The 21,163-nt window shown below is 56.7% G+C and carries 21 protein-coding genes; 11 read left to right on the forward strand and 10 right to left on the reverse strand.

Annotation, left to right across the window (positions count from 1 at the left end):
• The first annotated feature begins 3 nt into the window (after nt 1-3).
• From AC07T0_RS28515 to AC07T0_RS28540, 6 genes are all read left to right on the forward strand, one after another.
• Nucleotides 4-672: an HNH endonuclease gene (locus AC07T0_RS28515; RefSeq protein WP_495004317.1), complete on the forward strand. Its 669-nt coding sequence runs from the start codon at nt 4-6 to the stop codon at nt 670-672.
• 477 nt (nt 673-1,149) lie between these two features.
• Nucleotides 1,150-1,554 (forward strand): TIGR03757 family integrating conjugative element protein, encoded by a 405-nt coding sequence (locus AC07T0_RS28520; RefSeq protein WP_495004318.1) that lies wholly within the window; start codon nt 1,150-1,152, stop codon nt 1,552-1,554.
• On the forward strand, nt 1,551-2,498 hold the full coding sequence (locus AC07T0_RS28525) for a TIGR03756 family integrating conjugative element protein (RefSeq protein WP_495004319.1): 948 nt from the start codon (nt 1,551-1,553) through the stop codon (nt 2,496-2,498). Before AC07T0_RS28520 ends, AC07T0_RS28525 begins: the two co-directional genes overlap by 4 nt.
• 48 nt (nt 2,499-2,546) lie before the next feature.
• Nucleotides 2,547-3,941: an integrating conjugative element protein gene (locus AC07T0_RS28530; RefSeq protein ID WP_495004320.1), complete on the forward strand. Its 1,395-nt coding sequence runs from the start codon at nt 2,547-2,549 to the stop codon at nt 3,939-3,941.
• A complete protein-coding gene (locus AC07T0_RS28535; protein WP_495004321.1) occupies nt 3,938-4,282 on the forward strand; it encodes a hypothetical protein in 345 nt (114 codons plus the stop codon). Before AC07T0_RS28530 ends, AC07T0_RS28535 begins: the two co-directional genes overlap by 4 nt.
• A gap of 1 nt (nt 4,283) precedes the next feature.
• Nucleotides 4,284-5,816 (forward strand): conjugal transfer protein TraG N-terminal domain-containing protein, encoded by a 1,533-nt coding sequence (locus AC07T0_RS28540; protein WP_495004322.1) that lies wholly within the window; start codon nt 4,284-4,286, stop codon nt 5,814-5,816.
• Between the two features lie 3 nt (nt 5,817-5,819).
• Here AC07T0_RS28540 and AC07T0_RS28545 read toward each other — a convergent pair whose 3' ends face one another.
• Nucleotides 5,820-6,179 carry a DUF3742 family protein gene (locus AC07T0_RS28545; RefSeq protein ID WP_495004323.1) on the reverse strand — a complete coding sequence of 120 codons (360 nt, stop codon included), beginning with the start codon at nt 6,177-6,179 and terminating at the stop codon, nt 5,820-5,822.
• A gap of 226 nt (nt 6,180-6,405) precedes the next feature.
• A complete protein-coding gene (locus AC07T0_RS28550; protein WP_495004324.1) occupies nt 6,406-7,386 on the reverse strand; it encodes a DUF3742 family protein in 981 nt (326 codons plus the stop codon).
• Nucleotides 7,387-7,944: 558 nt separating this feature from the next.
• Here AC07T0_RS28550 and AC07T0_RS28555 point away from each other — a divergent pair.
• Both AC07T0_RS28555 and AC07T0_RS28560 read left to right on the forward strand, forming a co-directional pair.
• Nucleotides 7,945-8,286: a DUF6124 family protein gene (locus tag AC07T0_RS28555; RefSeq protein ID WP_495004325.1), complete on the forward strand. Its 342-nt coding sequence runs from the start codon at nt 7,945-7,947 to the stop codon at nt 8,284-8,286.
• Nucleotides 8,287-9,041: 755 nt separating this feature from the next.
• The gene (locus AC07T0_RS28560; protein ID WP_495004326.1) at nt 9,042-9,383 is read left to right on the forward strand and encodes a DUF6124 family protein; all 342 of its coding nucleotides are present in this window, start codon (nt 9,042-9,044) and stop codon (nt 9,381-9,383) included.
• A gap of 267 nt (nt 9,384-9,650) precedes the next feature.
• Here the strand turns inward: AC07T0_RS28560 and AC07T0_RS28565 are convergent, their stop codons facing one another.
• The gene (locus AC07T0_RS28565; RefSeq protein WP_495004344.1) at nt 9,651-11,006 is read right to left on the reverse strand and encodes a Fic family protein; all 1,356 of its coding nucleotides are present in this window, start codon (nt 11,004-11,006) and stop codon (nt 9,651-9,653) included.
• 362 nt (nt 11,007-11,368) lie between these two features.
• Here AC07T0_RS28565 and AC07T0_RS28570 point away from each other — a divergent pair, with 362 nt between their 5' ends.
• Complete coding sequence (locus tag AC07T0_RS28570; RefSeq protein ID WP_495004327.1) at nt 11,369-12,568, forward strand: lysozyme inhibitor LprI family protein; 1,200 nt, start codon at nt 11,369-11,371, stop codon at nt 12,566-12,568.
• Nucleotides 12,569-12,619: 51 nt separating this feature from the next.
• Here the strand turns inward: AC07T0_RS28570 and AC07T0_RS28575 are convergent, their stop codons facing one another.
• A complete protein-coding gene (locus AC07T0_RS28575) occupies nt 12,620-13,669 on the reverse strand; it encodes a hypothetical protein (RefSeq protein ID WP_495004345.1) in 1,050 nt (349 codons plus the stop codon).
• Nucleotides 13,670-14,305: 636 nt separating this feature from the next.
• Between AC07T0_RS28575 and AC07T0_RS28580 the strand changes: the two genes are divergently transcribed.
• The gene (locus AC07T0_RS28580; protein ID WP_495004328.1) at nt 14,306-14,641 is read left to right on the forward strand and encodes a DUF6124 family protein; all 336 of its coding nucleotides are present in this window, start codon (nt 14,306-14,308) and stop codon (nt 14,639-14,641) included.
• Nucleotides 14,642-14,902: 261 nt separating this feature from the next.
• On the opposite strand, the gene AC07T0_RS28585 is transcribed toward AC07T0_RS28580, so the two are convergent.
• The 4 genes from AC07T0_RS28585 to AC07T0_RS28600 all read right to left on the reverse strand — a co-directional run bounded on the left by AC07T0_RS28585 (nt 14,903) and on the right by AC07T0_RS28600 (nt 16,714).
• Nucleotides 14,903-15,145, reverse strand: coding sequence for a hypothetical protein (locus tag AC07T0_RS28585; protein ID WP_495004329.1), 243 nt, complete (start codon nt 15,143-15,145; stop codon nt 14,903-14,905).
• 12 nt (nt 15,146-15,157) lie between these two features.
• Nucleotides 15,158-15,637, reverse strand: coding sequence for a hypothetical protein (locus AC07T0_RS28590; protein ID WP_495004330.1), 480 nt, complete (start codon nt 15,635-15,637; stop codon nt 15,158-15,160).
• 271 nt (nt 15,638-15,908) lie between these two features.
• Entirely contained in the window at nt 15,909-16,460 is a 552-nt protein-coding gene (locus AC07T0_RS28595) for a DUF2857 domain-containing protein (protein WP_495004331.1), read from the reverse strand.
• A gap of 80 nt (nt 16,461-16,540) precedes the next feature.
• Nucleotides 16,541-16,714 (reverse strand): hypothetical protein, encoded by a 174-nt coding sequence (locus AC07T0_RS28600; protein WP_495004332.1) that lies wholly within the window; start codon nt 16,712-16,714, stop codon nt 16,541-16,543.
• Between the two features lie 575 nt (nt 16,715-17,289).
• Here AC07T0_RS28600 and AC07T0_RS28605 point away from each other — a divergent pair.
• Complete coding sequence (locus AC07T0_RS28605; protein WP_495004333.1) at nt 17,290-17,592, forward strand: hypothetical protein; 303 nt, start codon at nt 17,290-17,292, stop codon at nt 17,590-17,592.
• A gap of 207 nt (nt 17,593-17,799) precedes the next feature.
• On the opposite strand, the gene AC07T0_RS28610 is transcribed toward AC07T0_RS28605, so the two are convergent.
• Complete coding sequence (locus tag AC07T0_RS28610) at nt 17,800-18,567, reverse strand: HNH endonuclease (protein WP_495004334.1); 768 nt, start codon at nt 18,565-18,567, stop codon at nt 17,800-17,802.
• On the reverse strand, nt 18,564-21,026 hold the full coding sequence (locus AC07T0_RS28615; RefSeq protein WP_495004335.1) for an AAA family ATPase: 2,463 nt from the start codon (nt 21,024-21,026) through the stop codon (nt 18,564-18,566). The genes AC07T0_RS28610 and AC07T0_RS28615 overlap by 4 nt, the downstream gene beginning before the upstream one ends.
• Nucleotides 21,027-21,163: the final 137 nt, after the last annotated feature.

Genomic DNA, 21,163 nt, shown 5'->3' on the forward strand with positions numbered 1-21,163 from the left:
ATGATGAAGTTATGCGCAATTTGCGGCATCAGACCAGCTACGACCGCTGATCACATTCCACCCAAGGGCCTCTATACGAAGCCGTATCCCAAGAATTTACACACTGTTCCAGCCTGCTCAAAATGCAATCAGGGCGGCTCCACAGCGGATGAAATTGTGAAAATCATGATTGGCCTGGGCACTGGCGAGCTAAGAGAAGACTCGCTTTTGGTGCTTGAGTCGATGCAACGTACCTTGGCTGGGAACAAAAAACTTCAACGCGAGGTAATACGATCAGCCCAGCCTACCTTTCACCCCTTTAACGGGAAGATCCTTCGTCCTGCCATAGCAGTGCGCTTTGACGGGAAGCCGTACCGTGAAGTAATGACGAGGATTGTGAAAGCGCTGTATTGGGTAGAAAAAGGCTCAGCGCTCGGGCTGGCAGCGAAGGTGACTGTAGATGCATTTGGGCATATAACAGATCCAGACAGGGTCATTCAGATAAAGACCTTGATGGATAGCCTTCCACCCCGCCATCTTAATGAATCGACGTTTATCTACAAGGTAGCGTTCGACGAGTCAGGAAAATCCGTTTGGGGGCTTATGTTTTTCGGCGGTCACCTGGCAATAGCAACAGCCAATGCCCCTGCTCACTTTGGCGCGCAGAAGATGCAACCCTGCTCAGCGCTCTGATCCTACAAAAAAGCCCCGTCAGGCGAACCTGTGCGGGGCTTTCTTTTCTCTGCTGCACCCACCCTGCACCCATAGGTTTTTTAGCGGCTGGAGCAAACAGGCTGTAAGCCTTGAATTATATGGTGTCCCAGGGCAGGTTCGAACTGCCAACCTTCCCCTTAGGAGAGCGTGACGATGTGATGTACCGCATTCGCGTGCATATCCCGCGCATTGAGGGCTGCGAGTTTCTCCTTCGTACTTCAGAGAAGGCTACACAGGCAGGTAGAACCACTCCCTTCCTCAATACCGGCTCAGCGACACCCATCAAAGCCTGCTGGCACAGTTTCTTTTGGCCTCGGGCCTGCACCTGACATAGCTTCCACGGAAAAACCTCTGCGCACTTCTCACAAAAAAGCCATCGCCCGGGATCCTGTTTTCTGGCTGTGATCGTGTATCGTTTTAGAGAGGATCTAGGTTTCTGTTGCCTGGACCTTTGCCATGATGCTTTTGCCCTCTCTCCGGCCGCTCGGCCTGTTTGCCCTGCTGACCGTTGCCCCAACCTGTTTCGCCAGCACCTGGGTCATCACGGACTCAGCCCATCCCGTTGAGGTGACGGCGGACGTTCGTCTGCTCCACTTGGATCGACTTGATCAGTTGGAGGCTTCACTTTCCAGTTTGCTGCCGGACGACCCAGCCCAGGCACAGGCTCTCTTTCAAGAAAGCCTCACGGCCGAGGCTGCCGCCGAGATCAGTCAGGCTCACCAGGACGTGGTAGAAGCCTGGAGCCTCGGCGTCACCAAGATGCCAGCCGTTGTCGTGGACCAGCGCTACGTCGTCTACGGCGATCCAAACCTTGAGCAAGCGCTCGCGAAGATCGAGCAGTTCAGGAGGGATCGGCCATGAGTCTTTGTGCGCCACGTCGACGTGTGAAATCGTTGGCACCCGTTCTCCTGGCCCTTCCCTACTCGACCCTGAGCCTAGCCCTGGACACCGCCACCATCATCCCGTCGGTGTCGTCTCCGAGCTGTCTGGAGTACCAGGTCGTGGGCGTGTGCTATTGGCTGCGGTGCACGCCCTTCGGCTGTAGCGTCAAGACATCGGCCAAGGTCCGGCATTACGTGCCCGATGCCGTGGTCTCCAGTTACTCCTCCACGGGTGAGAATCCCTGGACCGAGGTCAAACTGCTGAGCCCGACCAACCCAACGGCCCAGGGCGGTGGCAGCGGTACCACCAACAACTCGAACGAGAACAACCTCGCCGTCTTCAAGAACGTCGATGTGATTGGCCATCCAGGCATCGCGGCGTTCAATGCCTTTGCCAGCGGTTCGGGATACACGTGTGCGGGCGCCGGCACACCCTATGTACCCAACCTGCTCAGCACCCTGGATCCCCTTGGCTGGCGCCACGGCATTCCAGAAAGCATCTATCCGCCTTCACTGATCCCTGGCCTGCGCGAAATCGGCAGCCGGCTGGCACTGAACCTGTGGGGCAGCGTCTATCCGCGCAGTGGCTTTCTGCACCAGCCTGACGACTACAAGGCCTCCGCCGTGACGGCTCAACGCGCGGGGGACATCGTCACCCGCCCGGGCCAGTTGCATGTCTACCAGCCGCTCCTGGCGTTGCCCAGCCCGGGCTACTGGCCAGCGGGGGAATTACGCGAATCCGATCCCAGCACGGGCAAGTGGCAATCGCTGACGCCGGTGCTCAGTCAATCCTGCTCGGTCTTTCCTCACCCGGGCCCTCACCCGCAGGCCCGGGACGGCGGTTATGCCTGGTCGTTGTGGCGCCCCTACACCTGCTGCAAGCGAGAGGGACAGACCTTCCTCGGCAGCACCGGCCCTCAGTAACGTTTTTCCCGTCTTTGCATCGTTTTTTACGGAACGGAGTTCCCCCTCATGACTTGGATGTCAGTGCTTCACTCTTCTTCAGCCGCCCCCTGGCTGGTCCTCCTCACGGCCCTATCGGGCCCCCTCACCTTCGCAGCGACTCCCAGTTTCAGCAACTCCGGCAGTGTGATCGGTGACGATGTGCTGTACCGCATTGGTGGTGGTAATGCGGTGTCCATGGGACGTGCCGGCAACATGCGCAGTTTCGGCGTGGGCGTCGGCTGGAACAGCAACCTCATGTGCGGAAACATGGACCTGTCCACCACCCTGCACAACCAGCTCAACGGACTCACCGATGGCTTTCAGAGCATCATGGGGAGTTTGATTCAGAACGCCACCGGAGCTGTGGCCTCGCTGCCGGCGCTGATCATTCAGCGGGCGGACCCGGCCCTGTACAACCTGCTCACCAACGGCATCCTGCAGGCTCGTCTGGACTTCGATCGCTCCAAGAGCACTTGTCGCGCCATGGCCGAGCGCATGATCAACGTGGCCGGCAGCCAAAGCGGCTGGGGCTCACTCGCTGAAGGCCAGGCCCTCAAGGAAGCCATGGGCCAGAAAAGCGATGCCGTCGCGGTGACAGCCCAGGCCGAGTCGGACAAGGGCAACACCGGCATTCCCTGGGTGGGTGGTGACAAAGCCGGTGGCCAGGGCCAGCCACCAATCCGGGTGGTGAACACCGTCACCAAGGCCGGCTACAACCTCCTCAATGGTCGTGGCGCCACAGAGTCATCGCCCATCGCGCCCGCCGATTGCAACAACGGCATGCTCTGCGGTGTCTGGCGCTCACCCGATGAAGCCGCCACCTTCGCCAACCGAGTGCTGGGCGAAGTGGAACAGCAGACCTGTGAGGACTGCACCAAGAGCAGCACCACGGCCGGTGTCGGCCTGACGCCACTGATTCAGGAAGAGTACGAAAGCAAACTCCAGTCGCTGCAAGCGCTGATTGCCGGTACCCAGCCGCCCAGCCTGGAGAACCTCGCCGCCGCTGGCAGCAGCTCGATGCCCATCACCCGTGGCGTTATCACCGCACTGCGCGATGAGCCCGACCAGGAGCTGTTGGCTCAGCGCCTGGCGTCGGAGACCGCCGTCACCAGCGTGCTGGAGAAAGCCCTGTTGCTACAACGTGCCCTGTTGGCCGGCAACAAGGAACCCAACGTCGCCGCCAACGAGATCGCCACAGCAGCAGTGAACCAGGAGCGTGAATCCCTGCAACAGGAAATCACCAACCTGCGGACCGAGCTGGAGCTGCGCCGTGCCCTGACCAGCAACTCCCCCGCCGCCATCATCGCCCGCCACACCGAGCGCAAGGACAACTCCCGGACCATCTACGAGGGCGACCCGGACACCAACCGCCTTGAGAGCGTGGAGAAGGACGTCAACAGCCGTCGGAGGATGCAGCCATGAGCACGCCCTCTTCTTCCCGTTTCAAAAGCCTGGGCATCTGGGGGCCCATCGCCGTCGCCTTGTTGGTCATCATCATCGCCGCAGCCTTCAACCTCGGCGGTGTGTATGTGATGCAGGGGTTGCCGGCCTGGCAATCCTGGAGAGCTCACACCTACTGGTATTTCTTTGCCTGGCGGATGGGGCTTTACAGCGCTGCCCTACTGGGGTGGCTCAAGTACCGCGCACGCCTACTCAAGCGTGAACCGGGCGCGAGCCTGCGCTGGCGCCGAGCCGAAATTGCGGTCGTGATGGCCTTGGTTCTGATGGAACTGTCCCGCGCTCACACGCAGCTAGGAGGCTGATATGACCCTCTACACCAACGATTATCTGGAGTACTACCTCACCCTGGTGGGCTGGCTCGTCGGCAACGGCATCTGGGACGTGCTGATGGACTCAGGGCTCTTTGCCCTGCCGTTCTTTGCGATCCTGCTTCAGGAATGGCTCAAGGCCCGTGACGAAGGCGCCGATGAGGGCAACAAGGGGCTGCTGGCCGCCACCCGCATCGAGAATCGGCTCTGGCTGGCCACCGCCGTGATCATGTTTGCGGGCGTGCCCTTCATTGAGCTCAATCTCACCACCCTGCAGTTCGACGACACGCGTTCGCAACAATGTCAGTACCAGGTGCCGGCGCCCGAGGACACCGGCTGGGGCCGCTCCTTCACCTCCCTGAATAACCAGAGCGCTCGCGTGCCGGTGTGGTGGTGGTTCGTGCATTCAATGTCCAAGGCGGTGACCGGCGCTGCGGTGGCGGCCATTCCGTGCGGGACGGATCTGCGGCAGATGCGCATGCAGGTCAACACCACCCGGCTGCATGACCCGGTGCTCACCCAGGAAGTGGCTGACTTTACTAATGACTGCTACGGCTACTCCCGGGCCAAGCTGTTCATGAGCCGCCCTACCCTGAGTGACGAACAAACCCACGACATCAACTGGATCGGCTCCCGGTACTTCAACCAGCAGTCCGGGTACTACGACACCTACCATTCCAAGACCCCGCGAGTTGAGTGGCCCTACGACCCGGTGCGAGACATGGGGTTGGCTGAGGTCAGCCATGGCGGCGGTTACCCGACCTGCAATCAGTGGTGGGCCGACAGTGATCAGGGGCTGCGCGCACGGCTACTGACTCAGGTAGACATCACTCTGCTGGATCGCTTTGTGCGGTGGGCCGGCTCCATGCCCCAGGATGAAGTGAACGACGCGATCATTCGGCAAGTGGTGTCGCCGAGTAGCCAGTGGATGACCCAAGGGCAGCTCTACTCTGACTATGGCGGTCAGGTGCAAAGCTCCCTTTACAACGACTTGAGCCGAGCGGTGAGCACCATTGGCTTATCGATGGGAACAGCTGCGTACTTCCCGGCCATGGACGTTGTGCGCCAGGCGCTGCCCATGGTGATGGCGGCGCTGAAGATGGCGCTGGTGATCTGCATACCACTGGTGCTGATTTTCAGCACCTACGACCTGAAGGCCGCCGTCACGGTTTCAATCGTGCAGTTCGCGATGATCTTCGTGGACTTTTGGTTTCAGCTTGCGCGCTGGATCGATAGCACCATCCTCGACGCCCTGTACGGCCAAAATTCGCCCTACTCGAATCTGGACCCGTTGATGGGCTTGCACAACATACAGGCCGACATGCTGCTGAATTATGTGATGGCCGCGCTATTCATCATATTGCCAACGTTCTGGATCACTGCCTTGGCTTGGGCGGGCATACACGCTGGACCAATTATCCAAGGGTTGGTAGGTGGAACCAGTGGAGCCCAACAACAGGGAGGCCAGGGTGGGGACATAATGATAGAGAGCATTCATGAAAATACGGAGCCAGATGAAGAAAATTGACTCCTACAAGTCACGATCAAACCTCGGGTCATGAATATATTTAGGTGCATGGGGATCAGGACAGAGCTCCTCCACATCAAAATCTACTATTTCTCCGCCACAGCCCGACTTTCCTCTCTTAAGCCCCTGGAGCGCCAGAAGTCCAACGATTAACGGCGCAATCCAAAAAGCCAAATACAAGAAACAACCTACAAAAACCAACCTCACCGACCACTTCAGGATGCCCGCCAGAATGGCGGGCACGCCTTTGCCCTTTAGCCACCCCATAGCTGTATCCTCAGACCTCAGGTAGCGGCCAGATAACCGCCCCAGCGAGAAGCCCAAGCGATATGAAGGTCTCTGCTTTTTAATGTCGTCCGCCATGCTGCTGACCTCTGCTGTTGAGATTCCATTCTTCGCACAGTTCAATGGTGCGATTGTTCAGACCAGCTTTGCAGATGATCCGCAGAAGCGCCTGTAGGGTTTTTCGGCAAATGCTGACGGCGTGGTCTCTCAATAGAGAAACTGTTGAAGTGGCATTACCCTCGAGGACCGTGAGACCGCCAGTTTCTTGCCGTTGCGTGGTCGAATCTATCGATGTCGGATCAGGTCAAAGCTCCTCCACTTCAGAGTCCACTCTCTCTGCGCCGCAGTCAGGATCATTCCTCAGAATGCCCATCAGCACCAAGAGCCCAAGAATCAAGGGCGCTATCCAAAACGCCAAATACAAGAAACAGCCGAGAAAGCTCAGCCTCACCGACCACGTCAGGATCCCGGCCAGAACAGCGGGCACGCCTTTGTTCTTTAGCCAGTCCATGGCGTCATCCTCAGCCCTCCGGTAGCGGCCAGAAAACCGCCCCAGCCAGAAGCCCAGCCGATAGGACTGTCCACGATGGCGCGTCGCGGCAGAAGGCCCGTCCTGCTCGCTGCTGTGTTGTGCTTTGTATTTTGCCCACCAGTCCTTCAACGTCTGCATCTGCGCCTGCGAGGCCGCAATGAGCTCAGGGTCAGAGGTGGTTTTGATCACCTTCACGACAGCCAACTCGGCGTCAAACCGGTGCACCGTGTATTTGTAGTTGGAGCCGGCCTCTTCTTCCGTGTACCTGGACTGGGTGACGTGTAACACCGCGTTCGCACCCCACAGCCTGGCGGTCTCGATCAGCAGTTGGCGGGCCTCGTTGGGATCGTCGGACTCGCTCCAGCCTTTACCGGTGATCAGCACCGCCTTCATGCCTTTCGGTGGGCCTGCTTTGGACCAGACGAAGTCGTCCGGATCAACGTAAATGACTGTCGGACCAGGTCCAGGCATCACGCGCTTTGCCTTCGAGCCCTTGGCAGAAGGTGTCGGCATGAACGTGACATGCTGCCCCGTCACCAGAGGCGCTCGCTCCTCGACGTCATCAAGGTGGAAAAAGTACTGCTCCCCGTCCTCCCCTTTGATGAAACCGTACCCCTTGATGGGAACAAAACTGATGACGACACCTGCGATGCTACCGGCGGCTCTACTGTCCATGTCTGCCACGTAAATCTCTCCATAGTCATACGTCACTGGTAGCCCGTCTGCTGCTTCATCCACCACGAAGCTCAGCACAACGTTTCAAAGAACCCACAGCCGTTACTGGCCTGCAGGCCCTCAGCTTCGCAGATGGATACGAGACACATGTGTAGGGGAATTCTCAAAAACAGTGGGTGTTTTTCAGCAGGAATCGCTGCCGCTCGAGAGCTCACGGCGACCTTCAGGTGTGCAGTTGGCGCGGGGTGGACGGTGGGGAGCTTTTTAGGGTTCGACGGGCAGTTGAACGAACGTTTCGTCGTCGTGATTTGCCAAGGCCAGCAAGACAACTCGCTTTCCATCGAGTGAAATTTCCTAGAAAATCCTGACCGCTTGTTTGCGCCTGATCTCGCGGCTAGGCTTCGATCCGTCACTGCCAATTCAGTGACCGGGTTTAGCAGCCCATTGTGATCAGGCGCACGGCGCCACCTTCTACGAGGCGCTTTTTTTCAGCCTCCGTTTTATGGTGGTCGTGCGCAGGGCACTTCGGTGCGCCGGGTTTCCTGATCACCGGTCTGCTAACCTGCGTACGGCTGCCACCCTCTCGTTTAGCAGCGATGTTGGCGGCTCCCTCAACAGATCGGGAGTAACCAATCTATGTTCAAACCCACCCCCAATCCGCCTGTTTTCTCCAACGTTGAATCCATCGACCCTCGTATCGCCGACCGGGCTTTGTCTCACTACAACCTCGGTCCAGAGGCGCGCCCGAAACCTGCCTCTGTCACCGTACTGCATGATCATCTGAATGAACCCAGGAATCAGGAAGACGCCCTGGCCGATGTCTGCTCGATTCTGCAATCCGCTGCGGCCACCGCTTATGAAAACGCCGACAACCAAACCGGTTCGAACCGCAAGGTGGCGATGGGCGTGATGCATTTGATTGAGCTGGCGCAATTGAGAATGGACTCAGTGCTGGATAAGCAAACCGTCAGCGGCTGACGGCACCCTGCGAATGAGCGGAAATCCTGACTTCCCGCTCATTCGACTCAGCCTTCCCAGGGCAATTGGCTGGTGCCTGCCCAGACTGAGACAGGAAACCCAAGGCCGGGCCCGGCTCAGTTGAACCGCAACACTCCATAGTCATACGTCACTGGTAGCCCGCCTGCGGTTTCATCCACCACGAAGCTCAGCACAACGTTTCAAAGAATCAGCAGCCGTTACTGGCCTCCTGGCCCTCAGCTTTGCAGATAGATACGCAAGACACGTGTAGGGGAATTCGCAAAAACGGTGGGCATTTTTCAGCAGGTATACGCCGTCGCTCGAGAGCTCACGGTGACCTTCAGGCGTGAAGTGGGCGCAGGGTGGACGGTGGGGAGCTTTTTGAGGTTCGGCGGGCAGTTGAACGAACGTTTCGTGATCGTGATTTGCTAAGGCCAGCAAGACAACTCGCTTTCCCTCGAGTGAAATTTCCTAGAAAATCCTGACCGCTTGTATGCGCCCAATCTCGCGGCTAGGCTTCGACTGTCACTGCTCATCAGTGATCAGGTTTAGCAGCCTGGAAATAAACATTGGGCGCACAGCGCCACCCTAGTCGGGCGCTATTTTTTTGCCTCCGCTTTATGGTGGCTGTGCGCAGGGCATCCTCACGGGTGCGCCGGGTTCCCAATGTTCCGGTCTGCTAACCTGCGTACAGCTGCCACCTCTTCGTTTAGCAGCGATAACTGGCAGTTCCACTTAACATTGGAAGTGCAAATATGTTCAAAGTAACCCCCAATCCGCCTGCAATACCCAACGTTGAAACCATCGACCCTCGTATCGCCGACCGGGCTTTGTCTCACTACAACCTAGGTCCAGACGCTTGCCCGAAACCGGCCTCTGTCACCGTACTGCATGATCATCTGAATGAACCCAGGAATCAGGAGGACGCCCTGGCCGATGTCTATTCGATTCTGGAATCCGCTGCGGCCACCGCTTATGAAAACGCCGACAACCAAGCCGGCTCGAACCGCAAGGTGGCGATGGGGGTGATGCATTTGATTGAACTGGCACAACTGAGAATGAGCTCTGTTCTGGATAAGCAGGCCGTCAGCGGCTGACGGCACTTTGCGAATGAGCGGAAAGCCTGGCTTCCCGCTCATTCGACTCAGCCCTCCTCAGGCAATTGACTGGTGCCTGCCTGGACCGAGAGAGGAAACCCAAGGCTGGCTCCGGCTCAGTTGAACCGCAACAGTCCGGAATCAATTGACCACTGCACGGTGACCCTGCGGGTTGCGAAGAGCACCTCGCACGCTGGGAATATCGCCGATCGGCTAGAGCGCATCCATCATCGTTAAATACGTCGTTGGACGTCGAGGCTGTACCTTCTATTTTTTCCAGCCATTTATAATCTGGCTAGCATCAATCATATTAAAAACCCATTCATTACCGATTTTTGTTTTTTCGAACAGCTTATGCTCAACCAAACCATTAAGCACTGTTGCAGCCGTGTTGTAGGCGCAACCTAAATTCTCTTTAACATTGGTAATCGTAAACTCTTGCGCCTTTCCAGATTTCGCCACATTGAAGACGACTCGTTGCTTCTCAGACAGTTTCCCATACAGACCAGACTGATATAAAAAAGCGTTAAACTTTTCCATATCTTCAACAGTAGCCTCATATGTTTTCCTGAACTGCCCAATCGCCCTGGCGATAACCCTGCACTGGTAGTCGATAAAATAGGTGAGATCCATACTATCGGTTTCAGTATAGAGATAGCTCTTTCCATACTGGATAGGGGATATCTTAAGCAGTGTGCTGATTGCTATATATCTAAAGGCACCGAATCCACTCTTGAACAAATACCAATAAAACAATGACCTTGCGACCCTGCCATTCCCATCATTGAAGGGATGCTCATACCCTATGATGAAGTGAATAATGATCGCCTTCACTACTGGGTGAATATAGCTTTGGTTTTCCATGTCTGAGTGATTGGTGTTGACCCAATCGATTATCACCTTCAACCGTTCTTCAAGATGTTGAGCCGGTGGGGGCTGATGTACCACATCACCACTGCCATCTTCTACAACGATATTGTCGTCTTTTCTAAACTCGCCGGGCCGATAGCTCTCGTCACTAATACCTTCCACACCGACTTGATGCAGGTCAGAGATAATGTCCAGCGTGAGCGCATGCTCCCTAAAATCCCAGGCATGGTTCATCATCTTGAAGTTTCCGATGATCATTTTCTCATCGAGTGTTCTCGCCCCCCTTTTCCTTTTAAGGAGGTCTTTAGCGGCCTTGGTGGTAGTCGCCGCGCCTTCCAGCTGACTACTACTAATCGCTTCATCTTCAATCAAATCATTCAAAAGATAGTGTAAATGTTTGGTCTCACCTATCTTTGAGCACATCCATTCGAGCGCGGCAGTGGTCGTGTGTTGATCGCACGCTGAGATCGCCATGTGCATAGCAGGGGTGTAAAGAAAACTACACTTTTTTGGGGGCTCGCCTAGTAACAAAACGTCCGTCAGCTGCCTCAACCTTGCCTGCCTCACCACGGACCAAGCCAATGCGGGATCTAAATCGCTAGGGATTCTGAATCTCAGTTTGTCGAAATGTAGGTAGCGACCTTTCGAGTCAACGCTATGGCTCAGTTCCAGGTACGCACCTACTTTGTCCGGGTGCTTTTCAAGGATCTCTGCAAAGGGGTTCGGATTGGTAGGAGGTGGAGACTTGATCATGCTCATTTCAAAATACCTATGAATTGAAACGAGCATAGGGCATTCCATTTCAAAATTCCACAAAATGAAATCGCTGCCCCAGAAGCAGTAAAGCGCCACCTTGAGCAAGGCGCTTTTTTCGGCCTCAACTTTATGGTGGCCGTGCGCAGTCAGCTCACCGTGCCCCTCAGACGTGAAGTGGACTCTGGACTGACCCAGCAACGCAGTGTCCACGCCGGCGGGTATACCCCCCGCTTGCTGGCCCGGCCTGTTCCGCGCTGATGAGCCGTCGTCGTGCCGTCATAAACACCACGGCCGATAGACGTGAAATCAGTGGTCTTGGCACAATGCGCCCCCTGAAAGGAACTCTCACAAGGAAAACCATGGACCGCCCCGTACAGCCTCTGCGTTCAATATTGATGACTGCCGGATTGCTGCTGAATGTGGGCACGCCTGCCATGGCGGCGTCCTTCGATTGTCAGAAAGCCTCGACACCGGTGGAGCGCACTATCTGTGCCAGTCCCGAGTTGAGCGAGCTGGACAGCACCCTTGGTGCACACTACACCCGGGCAATCGCCAAGCTGGTACCCGATCAGCGCGACGCCTTGCGCACTGGCCAGCGTGCCTGGTTGCAAACCCGCAACGCCTGCGCCACGGAACAGGACAAACTGGTCGCCTGTCTGCAACCGCTACTGAGCCAGCGGGTGATTGAGGTGGGCACGCTTACCCAGCCGGACACGGCGGCCCTGGACGCGACCATCGCCAGTATTCCCTACCGCCCGGCTGAGGCGGCACAAGGGCTGAGGCGTTTTCCGAAAAGTGAGTTAGCCGCGGCCTGGCTGGTTTATCTGCATCGTTTTGAACCCGCCAGTGGGGTGACACAAGAGGAAGCCGAAGCGAGCCGCCAGCAGGCACTCAAGGCACTGGCTGATGATGACTTTCCGCGCTCGGTGTTTAGCGACATTCAGAGCAATCAGTCAGTGAGTCGCGACCGGGTCGAACTGACACTACTGCGCATGATGATCGAGCGGGCAGAGTACGCGTTCTTTGCTGACCAGCGCGCCTTTGTGCACTGCTTTGTTTTCTCGCGCCAGGGTGAGGCTGCCTATGACGCCTTCGGCTCGCTCTACGGCTCTACCCGTGACACCTTTGCGCCGATCTGCGCGCCCCAGGGCAACCTGTTTGAACAAGGTCCCTGGAAGCAACTGAGCGGCAGCTTTAACGAAGCGCTGTCTGCGGCGAGCGGGAATGCCGGCACCATCCGCTTTGCCAGCTATGCCGACTGGCACTTGATGGCGCTGCGGGCTACGGTGTCTCCCCGGGACTTTCTCAAGGCGCCGGTTGCGCAGGTGGACGATCCCGAGCAGATCGCACGTGACTGGACCGACGACAAGTCCTGGCCGAAAAAGCAGCGTCAGCAGGCCTTGGCGGCGGTTGAACCCGCCCGGCAGGTGACCAGCACCTGGTTACAACACGAGCGCGGTTTATCCGCGAGCGAGGCGCAGCAGGCCGCGCGGGAAATCGTTCGGCAGTGGATGAGCCAGCGCCTGGATTTCATCAGCGAAAACAGCGGGGGTGAGTAAACCCCGCTGCCCCTCCTCCGTACCGGGTGACACCTCCTGGGTGGAAAGGCCTCAGGGCATTTTCAAACTGGGCAGTGCCGCCTTGCCCTCGGCAGTCAGGATTGGCTGCAACTGGTCCCAGCTAAAGCTCAGCTCAACGTCGCAACCGTCGCCCGTGGCGCGCGTAGAGAGCTTTATGCCTTGGGCATCAAAGGTCAGGTCTGAGTCGGAGTAGCTGGGGGCGTGGCAGCCTTCGGGCTCAACCTGATCCTCGGCCCCCTTGGGTTGCTTTACCATCCAGGCTCCGAACTTGGCGGGCAGTTTGATATTGCCGTAGTAAGGATCATGCCACTCGTAGCGTCCACCCAGCCAAGACCACGGGTCAACGCTTTCACCGGTTTTCAGGTTCCAGGTGTGCCGGCCCCAGCTGTTACCGTTTATGCCGTAACCGGCGGTCCAGCGATAGAAGCGGACGGTGATCCATTGCGACGACCAATACGTGGGCTCGACGAGTAGTTCACTGGTGAAGACCCCGCCACTGTTACCCAGGGAGTTGCGCCGCTCTTGGTAAAAATCTTTTTGACCTTCTGGGCTGATCGCTAGGCGTGCCAAGTCCTTATTGATCTTGGCAATGGCCGGGGCATCCCCTTCAAGCTTCAAGGTGACTTGCGCACCTTGGGTCTTCACCTGATAGGGGTGGTCCTGGAAGCTTTTTTTCTCGATCTTGGCTGCCGGCGGCACGGCGTCGATTGGGTCGTTATAGGTATCGCTGGTACAGTCTCTATCGTTTGATGAAGTGCCGATGCGCTCAAGGTGCAAGGGAGCTGGCTGACTGTCCTGACTCTTGCTCCACGCCCCGGTCAACACATCGCCCTGTGGTGCATCCAACCGCCAGATGCCGGTATTACCTGCCTCGACCCATGGCTCACCCGTCTTGCTCTGGGTCAGTTGAATGGGCGTCAGGAAGCGTTGGTAGTAGTAACTGGCGCCCTCGAAAGGCGGTGCGTTGAAACAGACAGTGATGGGGCTTTTGTCCAGAGTGCCTTTCCAGACGCCAGCCAGGTCGGCGTGGGCGAAAGACGAGAGGGTCACGAGGGAGAGCAGTAACAGAGGGCTTCGCATAGGAATCAGACGTCCGGATGTCCGATGAATGGGCTTACTGGCGGCGATGCTAGGGAGCGTTCGCATTTGAGTCAACCGCATGGGTGTACTCGCGCCCAGGCTGATCGCGCGACGGATCGTGTCCTCCTCATCCGTATTGCCGACATAGACCAACAACGGGTATCGACGGTGTCTTCCACAACGACCTTGAACCTGGGAACAGGCGAGCTCACCAAAGTTCTCATGCAGCCAGGATCAATGAGTTTTTGGGTGAATGATGGAAAGGGTGTGAAGCCCCGTGAGCTGTTGACAGAGCGTTTCCTGGTCGTGATTTGCCATGGCCAGCAAGACATCTCGCTTTCCCTCGAGTGAAATTTCCTAGAAAATCCCGGCCGCTTGCGCCTGATATTTTCGGTGGCTAGTCTGCGTTTCGTCATCGCTCACTCGGTGACCGGTTTTGACAGACCGATACTCACAGGCGCAAGCAGCGCGCCAATCCTCATTGCAGGCGCGAGCCTGTCGTGCGTGTTATGGCGGCTGTGCGCAGGGCATCTTCGGGTGCGCCGGGTACCTGTGTCCGGTCTGTCAACCTACGTACAGCTGCCACCCTTCCCTGTTTGACAGCAGGCGGTGGTAGCCCATCACAGGAGCTCCATCATGTTCAAAGCCACACCCAACCCGCCGGCGACGCCCAGCCCATTAGACCTTACCCCTGATGCCGTCGATCGAGCATTGGCGCATTACATTTTTCCGCGGCCCTCCACATCCAAACCCTCTCGCCCTGACAATGTCGCGGGTCCAAACAATCAGGAACAAACGCTCGTTGACGCCTGCTCCATTCTCGAATCGGCCGCGGCCATGGCCTACGATCATGCAGACAACCTCACAGGTTCAAACCGCAAGGTCGCTATGGGCATGGTTCATCTGATTGAGTTGGCGCAACGCCGAGTGGACTCAGCGCTGGAGGAAAAACTTCAAGGGTTTCGGGCCTGACTGAAGTGGACCTGCGGCAGCGTTTGCTGAAGGTCGTCTCGTAAGAGGGGCCGAGCTTTTCTTACCAAAACGGTAACCGCCTCAGAGGGCGGTTACCGAATCAGCAAGCCCTCACACCAGCCCGCCGGCGACCCAACGCTGGACGAGGTTTCAGACCATGGTCAGGTTCATTTTCCATGTGGCCCTGCCGTACAAATCAGATCTGAATCGAGGGCAAACCCCAGAGGTGCCACTGCACACTCAATTCTCCCGATCATCCCTTCAATCCATCTGCTCGAACCGCCGCCGCTTGATGAACAATCCCACCCCCAACGCCACGGCGAAGATCGACAGCAACCCCAGATCAAACCCCAACAAGTGGACCTGGCTCGCTGCAACGCAGCCAACCGCACCAGCCACCACCAGCACCACCCCTAGCCACTTGCGCAACAGATACGGCTTGAGAAACCGATCGAACAGAAAGAACAGCACCATGGCAATGACCAGTTGGGTAATGTCGGACATGTGCGTCTCCAGTCAGGTCTTGATGATCAGTGTCGAGAGGGTGTGTTGCGGGCCGATACCGCCGTTGACCTGCGCCTCGATGCTGACCAGTACGTCGCCAGCATGGTAGGTGGGCAGGATTTCATTGGCGTACATGCGCACGCCGGCCCCTACAGGAATACCCACGTAAGAGGAGGACACGGCAGTGGTGGCGGAAGCGAAGGCCGTGGCGGCAAGGTTGGCGATCTTGGTGCGTTGGGCATTGAGGACATCGCCCTGTTGCCGGGTCAGCGGCTTGGAGATGCCGATCCTCATCGTGCACGGCAGGCTCTTGGCCTGCATCTTGTCGTACACCTCGACGACCTTGCTGTTGACCTCATAGTGGGCGCTTTTCGCCTCGCCAAAATGCAGCTCGCGCAGGCGTCCACGTTCACTGTCGGTGAGGGTGATCTGCGAGACGCTGAAGACGATCCCGTGATTGCCCATGTATTGAAAAGTCCCTTCGAACTTCATCGCGCGCTTCCTTTCGGCACAAAGGTGGCGATTCTCTACAAGGAGCGCATTGAGTTCAAATCATTTCACCTTGCTGGCAAGGCGGCGGGGGCCTTCATCGATCAGCTCGCACAGGCGTAAGCGTCCGCCGCACGCGCCTCCCATCGCCTTCGCGCGCGTCGTGGCGACGGTGAGACTGGGCGGCTCTTGCTGCAGGTCTGGTGAGGGGGAGTAACGGTCCTCTCACCAGACCTGCAGCAATTTCCGTAACGGTTATCGAATCCTCAGGCCCTCACACCAGCCCTTCGGCGATCCAACGCTGGACGAGGTTCCAGACCATGGTCAGGTTCAAGGTGGGTTCGCACTCGGTCATCGACATGGCCACCTCCAGGACGGATCGTGGGTTCTGCAAGTTGGTGCCCTGCTCTTTCGTCAGGCGGACCCAATGCTCCCACAGGCGGGGCTCTTCCTCAGGGCCGACCAGAGGCCAACGTCCCTTGCGACAGGGAATCCCCAGGATATCGCGGCGCACGGCAATCTCTTTGGCCTGCAAACCAAAGAGCTCAGTGATCATGGGGGTGCTCGCGCCCAGGGTGATTGCGCGGCGGATCGTGTCCTCTTCATCCGTATTACTGGCATGGGCCAACAGACGGTGGACGATGCTGCCATCCACGACGACCTTGAACCAGGGAACGGGTGAGTTCACCAACGTCCCCATGCTGCGAGGATCAATCAGGGTTTGCAGATCTTTCTCTTCAAACCCCATGGCCAGGCAGCTACGCAGCTGGCCATTTTTGATGTTGTCCAAAACTTGAAAGGCGATTGCCAGATTCAAAGGGTGCACGTGTACCTCCACCATCCCATGGTTTTTTATCGGCCTCACTTACAAGCCGTTCGTTCTCAAGCCCGATAGTCCATCGGGCTCTATGTGTTTTCGCGATGCCCATTACGCTGGACGCTCAGTATCTCGACACCGGCCCAGTCCTCCATACGGCGGGCCAGCTCATACAGAAAGCCATGGTTCTTCATTTGCTCTGTGCTGAGCTTGAGCAGGACCGTATAGGTGGTATCGCCAGTGGTATCAGGACTCAAATCCATTTGTTTGTTCTCCCTGTAGTCGCTATCGCTCCAGGCGCGATAGGCGGTGATGGCTGAGCGGCCGGCGTCAATTTTCCCGTGCGAACCTGCGAAAACGTTCCGCGGGTTCATCGAACGGGTCTGCTGCGCAACTGCTCGATTTTGTGGTGCCCCTAATTATGTAGTGCATCCATGAGGACGCATCTGTCAGAAAAAGCGCTTCATCAAAAGGGAAAAGCATGTGTCAGTTGTGAGGCAGCTGTTTTCTCGAGGAATGCGCCAAAATTCACTCAGTTCGCCAGCTCAGAACACATCACCGGCACGCGACAAGCGAAGTATCTCCTTACAACCACCCGGGAAATGGCCGGCTATCTCAGCTAAAGGGTTTAGCTCGATTATTAGATCGGGATGACGGCTAGCAACAACCTCTTCCCAGGCGGTGTTGCCTTCAAGACCACCGTGTACTGACGGCTCATTGACCGGTTGAGGTTTACTCAGTCTTTGCGAGTATGAGCTGCCTTCAATAAACCACCCGAAAAGACCAAAGCCGCTGTGAACGGCTTAGGAGGCCGAAGTGCGAGATCCAGCATCAAAATATGATGCTGACATCTACTGAAAATCTGTTGAGCCGAAATGTCTCAAATCAGGGCGACAAATTAAATACCACGATCAGAGAGCTACATACGTCTATTAAAGAACAGAGCGAAAGCATAGCTACTCTCAGCAAAACCCTCATCGATCAACGCCGTCAGTTTTGTAAAGAAATCGCCGAAGAAATTGCACTGAATAATCGTAAAGAACGTGATAGGGCAAAACAACAAAGGTCTGACGTTATGGTGCCGTGGCTGTTTGGTGCGGGCACAGGACTAGTCCTATGCTTAACTATTTTCAACCTGTGACTTCATCGATTTAAAGCTTGAGCCGTCCGTGCCGGTGCCAGGTTCATCTGATATCTCGGTTGCGACGACGCAACGCAAGATCGTGTACAAGCGCTTGAATAGGATCAAGGAGTGAGGGGTGGCAATGTGACGCACACCGCTCGATCATCTCCTCTGCAAGCACCGATCTGTGCTCAGGTCAGTCTCGCCACTTTGCTCGCGTCATGCTCAACCGGTGGCGGCATTGACCATGGCCTCGATCAATGCAGTCTGAACCGCCTGAACCTTGTCAATGGCAGCCTCGTCATGACTGACGATAAAGTTCTGAATGGTGTTCACGTCCCCATAAAGCTTTGACTTGGGCGATAAAAGGGTCATCTCGAGCGCGGCCGCGTGAAGGAATTGCGAACAAAGGTTTCGACCATGGACGGTCCGCCCGGCATACAACGGGATATTGACCCCATTCTGGGTAATGGCGGTGTATTTGATGTGCGCATCATACTCATGCAACCTTGGATGATACTGAGACACGAAATCCGCATGGTCGGGGTAACTGGAGAGCGCACGCCCAAAAATCTCAGATTGTGTCTTTCCCTTGAGCCGGTTGCAGCGTTCACAGCTGACTGCGAGATTCCAGAAGTGCAAGGTGAATCTTGGATGCTCGGACCGGGAAAGAACGTGTTCAATGGGGCGGGCGTAGCCGCCTTTAAGGAGCGGTTGCCGACAATAACAACACTGCTCTTCTTGCAACCCAGCCAAATGATCGCGCAGGGCAGCCATCAGCTCCGCTCCCGTTATCGGACCTGCCGGGGTCTGCCACTCGGTAGCGTAGAATTCGACCCACACATCATGGCTTTCCCTACGTGCAGCATCAAAGAAATTCTCGCCCTTCATGATTTCCGCCGCATGGGGGCGACGCTTCACCCTCCGATGGCTCTTCGCCAGGTACTGCGCTTCTTCTGCTTGCCGGTCACGACCTGCGGGTAACAGACTCACCGCCCACCCTCCCCAGTCTCCTGAGCCCAGCGTTGCAACTGATCCAATGCCTCGCGAGTTTTTTCGATGAGCACCAGTTCGCTATCAAGGGATAAACTGCGCAATTGCCCAGTTGCCGAGTGGACGGTGCGGCGCATCGCAACCAGCTCCTCCTCCAAGCGGGTGACGGCCTGTAGATTTTGATGCTCCGCGTTCACGGCCTTAATGGCCTCCGAGACAATCGCGGCACAACGTTCGTGTACTTGTCGGTTATTTTCAGTATGGGTACCAAAGCCAGTAAACAGTACCCGCTCAACAGAACCGCGATCATGGACTCGCAGAGGGATCAACTGCTGATCTCGGGCAACAAAGCAATGATTGCTGGCAGTCAACGCACTTGTTACCAAGAGAGGAGAGTGCGTCGCTACCACCATGTCGCACTCGAAGTGCTCACACATCCTGCTCAGCATGACGGGCAGCAAGCGCTGCCAACTCACATGCAGGCTTATCTCTGGTTCATCGATCAATATGAGTGCGTTTGGCGTCGCCGAAACCGCCAACTTCACCAGCAAGGCTAGCATTTGCTGTTCTCCCGAACTCAGCTCGGAGAATGGTGTGACCTCACTGCGCGCGCTCATGCGCCCCAGCGCAGGCTGCATACTCGCCAGAGCGCTCGGCTCAACCAGACCGATATTTTCCCTGGCGAGATCGCTCAACAGAACGGTCGAGCTGACCAGCAAATCAGTATCCTGGCTGTCCCGTTCAGATGTGAAAGGCACCAAATACCGCCGCGCCCTGAAATCCAACAGTTCCAATCCCATACTGAACGCGGCCAGTCGATGGGGATCGCAATGGATGTCAAACATCTTCTTACCCATGTCCAAGGCAAGCTTCTTTCCTGACGCAGTCGAGTTGGCGTTGCGGGTCCCCTCATAACGGAAAAAAACGTCCTCTTTGTTCTTCTGGGCGCGATGGGAAAACCGATCACTAAAGCCAAAAGCCACCCCAATGGTGGCGCGCCCCTGGTCAACAGACAGCTCTGCAATTTCACGCAGCAGCAGGCTCTTACCCTCACCATTGTTTCCAATCACATAGATCGGCTCACGGGGCTCTCGCTTTGCTGCTAGCAGTTGGGCGATAGCGGCATTATCCAGACCGGAAGCCCAGATGCGGGGCTTCTGGGAGGCCAAGTAGTCAAGGGCTTGTAGACGAGAATGATTCGCCAACAGCTGTTGCCTTGACACACGCACACACAACCCCGGCACGTCACGATAGCCATCACCGAATTCGCGCAGGTAGATATTGTGCAGGCGTTTGTCGCTGCTGTTGGTCCTCTCCGGCAGCGACCAGTCGGCATGATCTTGATCGACTTCCCACGCAAGGACCAGACGAGCCGCAAACTCGGCCAACGCGGTCCAACCATCACGATGATTGGCAGGTAGCAGCGCTCGCATGTCCGCCATCAACACCGCTTCTCGCGAAGAGGTCGGATGGGCGCGAAGCACCCACGCGCTATGGGAAATAGTCGTATTACGGCTGCCCGAGGGAAAATCGATCACTGCGACCAACATCTTCGACTCCACCAACCACTCTCGCACTTTTTGAATCTCGTGTTTGGTAGCGATCCGTTCTGATCCACGAACCATCACCACGCCGTCGAGAAAATGATTGCGGCTCAGCAATACGTCCAGCATCTGCACAGAACTGTCGGCAGCGGATGCTGATCGCAGCTGATGAAAAGCGCCTGAAGCACGATTTGACAGCTTCCGAGGAGCGTCAATCAGGACAAAATCCCCAGACAGGAGCTCGATGGAGCCAAAGGCCTTCTCAGCGAGTTGTTCCGTACCGACATGAAGGAAAGCCATGCGAAGCCGCAACTCAAACTCCCAACCTTTGATGAATCGCACAATGGCAGAGCCCCATCCAGGTGGAATGGCAGGCGCTCCGGAGGGACTCAATGACAGGAACTCACCCGTCAAAGCGAATGCCTCGACTCGTCTGTAAGCTCGACCAGCCAACATGCTGGAGAACCTGGCGACCATGTTCAGGTAGCGTGAACTGGACCCAAGATCAGCGGCCGCACTGGCGAAGAACAGATAATCGAACAGTCTCAACACCTCGCCCGGCGAACGGGGTAGTTCACCGTCAATGGCTTCGAATGCTTCTGTGAAGAAGGATCTGTCGATGATCGATCCAAAAAATTCAGCCTGCGGTGGCAAGTCCAGAATGCCGATTAATTCATCACAGATGCCCCGCCACTGCCGGTCAAATTCCTGATCGTGCTCCGCGATCAACAGATGCCTGAAGTGGATAGGCTTCTCAGCAGAAATCGATAACAGCCCCTGATCGAGAGCCACGATAAAAAGCATCTGCAGCAGGGCCTTATCCACCTGGCGATCGTCGCTTCGCTCGCGTGAGGCGATACGTTTCTTCAACATCTTCCAAAACTGAGCGACGGCAAAATCCTTTTCGTCAAACATCGTGCATTACCATTGCATAGCCTTGTAGATGGAAAGCGGCCTGTGCCGGCAGCGGCCCCACAAGTCCGGATTGGTTGCTGCAGGGACCGCTAGAAGCAGCCTAGCACCCTTACAGCTTTCGCAACCGCCCCGATAGA

The sequence above is a fragment of the Pseudomonas sp. GW821-FHT04D07 genome, assembly GCF_059420225.1.